At 73.9% G+C, this 7,736-nt stretch carries 6 protein-coding genes; 3 read left to right on the top strand and 3 right to left on the bottom strand.

Annotated features, from left to right (window positions below):
- Positions 1–316: 316 nt before the first annotated feature.
- On the bottom strand, positions 317–1,288 hold the full coding sequence (locus tag K7787_RS31005; protein WP_078625047.1) for a DeoR/GlpR family DNA-binding transcription regulator: 972 nt from the start codon (positions 1,286–1,288) through the stop codon (positions 317–319).
- A gap of 404 nt (positions 1,289–1,692) precedes the next feature.
- Positions 1,693–3,141 carry an NAD(P)H-quinone dehydrogenase gene (locus K7787_RS31010; protein WP_019985567.1) on the bottom strand — a complete coding sequence of 483 codons (1,449 nt, stop codon included), beginning with the start codon at positions 3,139–3,141 and terminating at the stop codon, positions 1,693–1,695.
- Between the two features lie 88 nt (positions 3,142–3,229).
- On the opposite strand from K7787_RS31010, the gene K7787_RS31015 reads away from it, so the two are divergent.
- From K7787_RS31015 to K7787_RS31025, 3 genes are all read left to right on the top strand, one after another.
- Positions 3,230–3,667, top strand: coding sequence for a gamma-glutamylcyclotransferase family protein (locus K7787_RS31015; RefSeq protein WP_019985568.1), 438 nt, complete (start codon positions 3,230–3,232; stop codon positions 3,665–3,667).
- A 112-nt stretch (positions 3,668–3,779) separates the two neighbouring features.
- Entirely contained in the window at positions 3,780–4,604 is an 825-nt protein-coding gene (locus K7787_RS31020; protein WP_223003673.1) for a purine-nucleoside phosphorylase, read from the top strand.
- Positions 4,605–4,995: 391 nt separating this feature from the next.
- Positions 4,996–6,696, top strand: a complete 1,701-nt coding sequence (locus tag K7787_RS31025) for a phospho-sugar mutase (RefSeq protein ID WP_223003674.1) — start codon at positions 4,996–4,998, stop codon at positions 6,694–6,696.
- Between the two features lie 154 nt (positions 6,697–6,850).
- Here K7787_RS31025 and K7787_RS31030 read toward each other — a convergent pair whose 3' ends face one another.
- On the bottom strand, positions 6,851–7,558 hold the full coding sequence (locus K7787_RS31030; protein ID WP_223003675.1) for a PH domain-containing protein: 708 nt from the start codon (positions 7,556–7,558) through the stop codon (positions 6,851–6,853).
- Positions 7,559–7,736: the final 178 nt, after the last annotated feature.

Below are 7,736 nucleotides of genomic sequence, written 5' to 3' on the forward strand. Positions count from 1 at the left end.
TCCCGCACCACACCGAGGCGCCCGGCCGGACCGCTCACGCGGACCGACCGGGCGCCTCGGTGTGGCAACGAATGGGAATTCCAGGCCACCCACCCCGGACACCCACGGCTCACCCGGACCCTCACGGCCCGAACCAACCATTCATCAACGCTCACCCCGGCCCCGGAGCCCACCCCGGCCCAACCGACCCACCGGCCCCGCCCCCGGCCCCAGCGCCGAACCACCCCGCCCCGGACCCCGGTCCCCCGGACCGCCCGGCCCGGCCCCCGGCCGCACCCAACCCGGACCCCCCGGAGCCCCCCACCCCCACCGCCCCCTACCGCCTCCGCAAATCCGCCACCCGAGCCCCCGCCCCCCGCTCGCCCCCCGTCTGCTCCCCCGTGAGCGCCGAAGCGCGCAGTGGGGTCGCCGTGCCCCCCGGTACCTGGCCGCGGCGGGGGCCGGGCAGGGGGACGTCGCGGCGGCGGTCGCCGCGGGTCGGGGGCTGTTCGCCCACCGGGTGCCCTGACGGGCCGGCCACGGAGATCTGGACGCCCTGGTCGGCGAGGGCCTGGAGTTCGGTGCCCGCGCGGTCGTCGTGGGCCGGCGGCTCGTCGGTGACCAGGCGGGTGATGAGGTCGGTCGGGACGGTCTGGAACATGGTGTCCGCGCCGAGCTTGCCGTGGTCGGCGAGGACGACGACCTCCGCGGCGGCCTGGACGAGGGCCCGGTCCACCGAGGCCGACAGCATGTTGGACGTGGACAGGCCCCGCTCGGCCGTGAGGCCGCTCCCGGAGAGGAAGGCCTTCGAGACCCGCAGCCCCTGGAGCGACTGTTCGGCCCCGGAGCCGACGAGGGCGTAGTTGGAGCCGCGTAATGTTCCGCCGGTCATGACGACCTCCACGCGGTTGGCGTGGGCGAGGGCCTGGGCGACCAGGAGGGAGTTGGTGACGACGGTCAGCCCGGGCACCCGGGCGAGCCGCCGCGCCAGTTCCTGCGTGGTCGTACCGGCCCCGACGACGATGGCCTCGCCTTCTTCGACGAGGCCCGCGGCGAGGTCGGCGATGGCCGTCTTCTCCGCGGTCGCGAGGTGCGACTTCTGCGGGAAACCGGACTCCCGCGTGAAGCCGCCGGGAAGTACCGCACCGCCGTGTCGGCGGTCGAGGAGTCCTTCGGCCTCCAGCGCCCGCACGTCCCGTCGTACGGTCACTTCGGAGGTCTGGACGACGCGGGCGAGTTCACGGAGCGACACCGCACCGTTCGCTCGCACCATTTCGAGGATCAATTGGCGACGTTCAGCAGCGAACACGAAACTGACAGTAACCCCAGCGACCGTCTGCTTTCAGCAGTTTGCGCCGAATAACAGAAGTTGTTCGCACCGGGGGGCACCAGGTGGTATAGGGCCGATACGGGGCCTAGGCCTCCCGCCTATGCCGCACGCATGGACACCGGTCCGGACCGGGCGAACCGGCCCGCCCGGCTCCCATCGGCGCCCCACCAGCGCCCCATCGGCGCCCGGCCGGACGACGGGACCGGCGCGGTCGCCGGCCACCGGGCGCACCACTCCCGCCACCAGGCAGATCACCCGTTCAGCGGGCGGATCACCCGGCCGCGCCCCAGCCCCCGCGTGCCACCCGAGGGCCGCCCGCCGGCCCCCCGCGAGGCGGACGCCGGGGCGCGGCCCCGGCGGGCCCGCGCCTCGCCTCGGCGGGCCTACGCCTCGCCCGTGGCCTTGCGGCCGTGCAGCTGCCGGGCCACCTCGGCGATCGAGCCCGAAAGAGACGGGTACACGGTGAAGGCGTTCGCGATCTGTTCGACCGTCAGATTGTTGTCGACGGCGATCGAGATGGGATGGATCAGTTCCGAGGCGCGCGGCGCGACGACCACACCGCCGACCACGATGCCGGTGCCCGGCCGGCAGAAGAGCTTGACGAAGCCGTCCCGGATGCCCTGCATCTTCGCGCGCGGGTTGCGCAGCAGCGGCAGCTTCACACAGCGGGCGTCGATCTTGCCGGCGTCCACGTCGGCCTGGCTGTAGCCGACGGTGGCGATCTCCGGGTCGGTGAAGACGTTGGAGGAGACCGTCTTGAGGTCGAGGGGGGCCACCGCGTCGCCGAGGAAGTGGTACATGGCGATGCGTCCCTGCATGGCCGCCACCGAAGCCAGGGCGAACACGCCGGTCACGTCGCCGGCCGCGTACACGCCCGGAGCGGTCGTCCGCGACACCTTGTCGGTCCAGATGTGACCGGACTCGCGCAGTTTGACGCCGGCCTCCTCCAGGCCGAGCCCGGCGCTGTTGGGGACGGCGCCGACGGCCATGAGGCAGTGCGAGCCGGTGATGACGCGCCCGTCGGCGAGGGTCACCTCGACGCGGTCGCCGACGCGCTTGGCGGCCGCCGCGCGGGAGCGGGCCATGACGTTCATGCCGCGGCGCCGGAAGACGTCCTCCAGGACGGCGGCGGCGTCGGGGTCCTCGCCGGGCAGCACGCGGTCGCGGGAGGAGACGAGGGTGACCCGGGAGCCGAGCGCCTGGTAGGCGCCGGCGAACTCGGCGCCGGTGACGCCGGAGCCGACCACGATCAGCTCTTCGGGCAGCTCGGTGAGGTCGTAGACCTGGGTCCAGTTCAGGATGCGCTCGCCGTCGGGCTGCGCGTCGGGCAGCTCGCGCGGGTGGCCGCCGGTGGCGATCAGCACGGCGTCGGCGGTGAGGGTCTCCTCGCTGCCGTCGGCGGTGGTGACGACGACCTTGCGCGAGCCGTCGAGGGCCTGCATGCCCTCCAGCCGGCCGCGCCCGCGCATGACCCGCGCGCCGGCGCGCGTCACGGAGGCGGTGATGTCGTGCGACTGCGCGAGCGCCAGGCGCTTCACGCGGCGGTTGACCTTGCCGAGGTCGACGCCGACCACCCGGGCGGCCTGCTCCATGGGCGGGGTGTCGTCGGCGACGATGATCCCCAGCTCCTCGTAGGAGGAGTCGAAGGTCGTCATCACCTCGGCCGTAGCGATAAGGGTCTTCGACGGCACGCAGTCGGTCAGCACCGACGCTCCGCCCAGACCGTCGCAGTCGACGACGGTCACCTCCGCGCCGAGCTGAGCGGCGACCAGCGCCGCTTCGTATCCGCCGGGTCCGCCACCGATGATCACGATCCGAGTCACGTACTCCATTGTCCCGCACTCCTCAAGGTGCCACTGCCCCGGGGCGGCGCACGGGCGTCATCGGCGGTACCCGGGCGCCCTGCCGTACGCTTCGCCCATGTCGCTCTACGCCGCGTACGCCGGCAATCTCGACGCGCGGCTGATGTCCCGCCGCGCCCCGCACTCGCCGCTGCGCGCCACGGGCTGGCTGAACGGCTGGCGGCTGACCTTCGGCGGCGAGCACATGGGCTGGGAGGGCGCGCTCGCGACCCTGGTGGAGGACCCGATCTCCCAGGTCTTCGTCGCGCTCTACGACATCGCCCCGATGGACGAGGAGTCGCTGGACCGCTGGGAGGGCGTCGGCAACGAGGTCTACCGGCGGATGCGCGTGCGCGTCCACACGCTGGACGGCGAGGAGCCGGCCTGGGTCTACGTCCTCAACGGCTACGAGGGCGGCCTGCCCTCGGCCCGCTACCTGGGCGAGATCGCGGACGCGGCCGAGTCCGCGGGCGCCCCGCACGACTACGTGATGGAACTGCGCAAACGCCCCTGCTGACCCACGCGCACCACCCGCCCCGCACCCTCGTCGGAAACGACAAGACAACGATCGCATTCCCGTGAGCTCCGTCATCTACGCGCGTAGGCCGGAAGCGGCTACCCTCATCCGCGTGAACGCATCTCTTCTTCCGGACGACATCCAGGGCGATCCCTACGCCGCCGCCGACGCCGCCGCCGCGCGCCTGCGCGAACTCACCGGCGCGGAGACCCACGACGTCGCCCTCGTGATGGGCTCCGGCTGGGCTCCGGCCGTGGACGCCCTGGGCGCGCCCGACGCCGAACTCCAGGTCACCGAGCTGCCCGGGTTCCCGCCGCCGGTGGTGGAGGGCCACGGTGGCAAGATCCGCTCGTACACGATCGGGAACAAGCGCGCCCTGGTCTTCCTCGGCCGCACCCACTACTACGAGGGCCGCGGCGTCGCCTCCGTCGCCCACGGTGTGCGCACCGCGGTGGCGGCCGGCTGCAAGACGATCGTGCTGACCAACGGCTGCGGCGGCCTGCGCGAGGGCATGCGCCCCGGCCAGCCGGTCCTGATCAGCGACCACATCAACCTGACGGCGACCTCCCCGATCGTCGGCGCCAACTTCGTCGACCTGACCGACCTCTACTCCCCCCGCCTGCGCGCCCTGTGCAAGGAGGTGGACCCGACCCTGGAGGAGGGCGTCTACGCCCAGTTCCCCGGCCCGCACTACGAGACGCCGGCCGAGATCCGCATGGCCCGCGTGATCGGCGCGGACCTGGTGGGCATGTCCACGGTCCTGGAGGCGATCGCCGCCCGCGAGGCCGGCGCGGAGGTCCTCGGCATCTCCCTGGTGACCAACCTCGCCGCGGGCATGACGGGCGAGCCCCTCAACCACGAGGAGGTCCTCCAGGCGGGCCGCGACAGCGCCACCCGCATGGGCTCCCTCCTGGCCCAGGTCCTGGACCGCCTGTAGAAACACAAGAGGAAAGCCGCCCCCACCGGGCGGGCGGCCCCCGCACCCGCCGTACAACGGAAGCGGCCCACCCGCCCCCGCACCCGCGGTACAACGAATGCGGGCCGCCCGCCCACGCGCCTGGCCCCCACCGGCCGGCAGCCGCCGTACGACGGAAGGGGCCGTGGTGGTACGTCCATATGCCCGCCGCGTACTGCGGTCCCTCCTCCCTCAGCGAACCGAACTCCGGGCCGTATGTCCGTGGGCGGCGGGCTGGACGTACCACCACGGCCCCGACCCACCCCGCACCCCAAGGCGCCCCGGCCCACCACGCACCCCAAGCGCCCCCAAGACCGGCGGCGCCACACCGCACCACCCGAGCCGCACCACCACACGAGAGGCTGACGCAATCGTGCACGACGACCTCATCGCACGGGCCAAGGCATGGCTCGCCGAGGACCCCGACGCGGACACCCGCGCGGAACTCGCCGCCCTCATCGAGGCGAACGCCACCAAGGAACTCGAAGCCCGCTTCGCCGGCACCCTCCAGTTCGGCACCGCCGGCCTCCGCGGCGAACTCGGCGCCGGCCCCCTGCGCATGAACCGCTCCGTCGTCATCCGCGCCGCCGCCGGCCTCGCCGCGTACCTCAAGAAGCAGGGCGTCCCCCACGGCGACGACACGGCCGACACGACCGGCACGACCGGCACGACCGGCGCAAACGGCACGCCCGACGCGCCCGGTCTCGTCGTCATCGGCTACGACGCCCGCCACAAGTCCGAGGACTTCGCCCGCGACACCGCCGCCGTGATGACCGGCGCGGGCCTGCGCGCCGCCGTGCTGCCGCGCCCCCTGCCCACCCCGGTCCTCGCCTTCGCCATCCGGCACCTCGGCGCGGTGGCCGGCGTGGAGGTCACGGCCAGCCACAACCCGCCCCGCGACAACGGCTACAAGGTGTACCTGGGCGACGGCTCCCAGATCGTCCCGCCCGCCGACGCGGAGATCGCGGCGGAGATCGACGCGATCACCACGCTCACGGCGGTCCCCCGCCCGGACTCGGGCTGGGAGATCCTGGGCGACGACGTCCTGGACGCCTACCTGACCCGTACGGACGCGGTCCTCGCCGCAAACTCCCCGCGCACGGCCCGCACGGTCTACACGGCGATGCACGGCGTCGGCAAGGACACCCTCCTCGCCGCCTTCGCGCGCGCGGGCTTCCCGGAGCCGGTCCTCGTCGCCGAGCAGGCGGAGCCGGACCCGGACTTCCCGACGGTCGCGTTCCCCAACCCGGAGGAGCCCGGCGCGATGGACCTGGCGTTCGCGAAGGCCCGGGAGACGGACCCCGACCTGGTCATCGCCAACGACCCGGACGCGGACCGCTGCGCGGTGGCGGTCAAGGACGGCGCGGACTGGCGCATGCTCCGCGGCGACGAGGTCGGCGCGCTGCTCGCCGCCCACCTGGTCACCCGCGGCGCGCGCGGCACGTTCGCGGAGTCGATCGTGTCGTCGTCCCTGCTCGGCAGCATCGCCGGGAAGGCGGGCCTGCCGCACGAGGAGACCCTGACGGGCTTCAAGTGGATCGCCCGCGTCGAGGGCCTGCGCTACGGCTACGAGGAGGCGCTCGGCTACTGCGTGGACCCGGAGGGCGTGCGCGACAAGGACGGCATCACCGCGGCGCTGCTGATCACGGAGCTGGCGTCGCAGCTCAAGGAGCAGGGCCGTACGCTGCTCGACCTCCTCGACGACCTGGCCGTGGAGCACGGCCTGCACGCCACGGACCAGCTCTCGGTCCGCGTGGAGGACCTGTCCCTGATCGCGGACGCGATGCGCCGCCTGCGCGAGCAGCCTCCGACGGAGCTGGCGGGTCTGACGGTGACCCGCACCGAGGACCTGACGCAGGGCACGGACACGCTCCCGCCGACGGACGGCCTGCGCTACACGCTGGACGGCGCCCGGGTGATCGTCCGCCCGTCGGGCACGGAGCCGAAGCTGAAGTGCTACCTGGAGGTCGTGGTCCCGGTACCCGCCCGAGCGGACCTGGCCCCGGCGCACGAGAAGGCGACGACGCTGCTGACGGCGATCAAGAAGGACCTGTCGACGGCACTGGGCATCTGACGAGCCGGGGCGGGCGCGCCACCCGCGCCCGCCCCCACAGCTCAGCCATCCACCCAGCGTCAGGCGCCCCAGGCCCCCGCCCTCCCGCGAAGTCCCGGTTCAGCCACCCACCGGGGCAGGCACCCGGAACGACCGCCCGCCCCCGGGACTCACCTCAGCCGATCACCAGCAGAATGACGAGCACGAGCGCCCCCGCCACAGCGGGCCCGAGGATCTCGTAGGCCCACCGCACGGTCACCGCGCCCTGCGCGCTCTCCGCGTCCTCGCGGGCCTCGTGCAGCTCGCGCAGATCGGCCATGAACTGGTCGCCCTCGGCCCGGATCGGCTCCCCGGCGGAGCCGCCGCCGCTCAGCCCGCGCGTACTGCCGGCGCGCCCGAGCACACCGCCACGGCCGCCGAGGCCGACGGCCCCCCGGCCGGCGCCCGCCGCACCGCGCTCGCCCGCGGTGGCGGCCCGCGCCTCCTGCCGGGCGGCCCGCTTGCGCGCCCGCAGGGAGACCGGCACGGCCCACATCTGGTACTTGTCGCCGGACTTGGTGAGGACCTCGTTGGAGTACCCGGAGCGCAGGACGGCGATCTGCCCCCAGGGCAGCACGATCAGGCGGAACGGGTTGCGCACGCGCAGCCGGTCGGAGTTGACGTACACGGCGGGGCGCAGCGTGAAGGCGACGATGAGCGGCACCACGAGGATCATCCCGGCGAGCGCGAGCCAGGGGGTGCGGCCGTCGCCGGTGAACATGGCGTCGAAGCCGAGCCACAGGACGAGGGCGAGCAGCACGACGCCGCCCGCGACACCTCCGGTCGACCGGTTGACCCGGTCCTTGTACTCGGGGGCGGGGGGCTCATGCGCGGGCGTCGTCATGGTCCCGATTCTGCACGCCCCCACCACGCCACCGCACACCCACCCACCCTGCCGCACCACCCCCACCGCACACACCACGCCCCGCACCCGCACCCGCACCCGCACCCGCACCCGCCCACCGTGCCGCAGCACCCCACCGTGCCGCCCCACCCCACCGCACACCGCGCACCACCCCCGA

The sequence above is a fragment of the Streptomyces sennicomposti genome (assembly GCF_019890635.1).
GTDB lineage: Bacteria > Actinomycetota > Actinomycetes > Streptomycetales > Streptomycetaceae > Streptomyces > Streptomyces sennicomposti.

Excerpts from the sequence above, each read along its gene's own strand:
- K7787_RS31010 (WP_019985567.1), bottom strand. The coding sequence starts at position 3,141 with ATGGAGTACGTGACTCGGATCGTGATCATCGGTGGCGGACCCGGCGGA.
- K7787_RS31030 (WP_223003675.1), bottom strand. The coding sequence starts at position 7,558 with ATGACGACGCCCGCGCATGAGCCCCCCGCCCCCGAGTACAAGGACCGG.
- K7787_RS31015 (WP_019985568.1), top strand. The coding sequence starts at position 3,230 with ATGTCGCTCTACGCCGCGTACGCCGGCAATCTCGACGCGCGGCTGATG.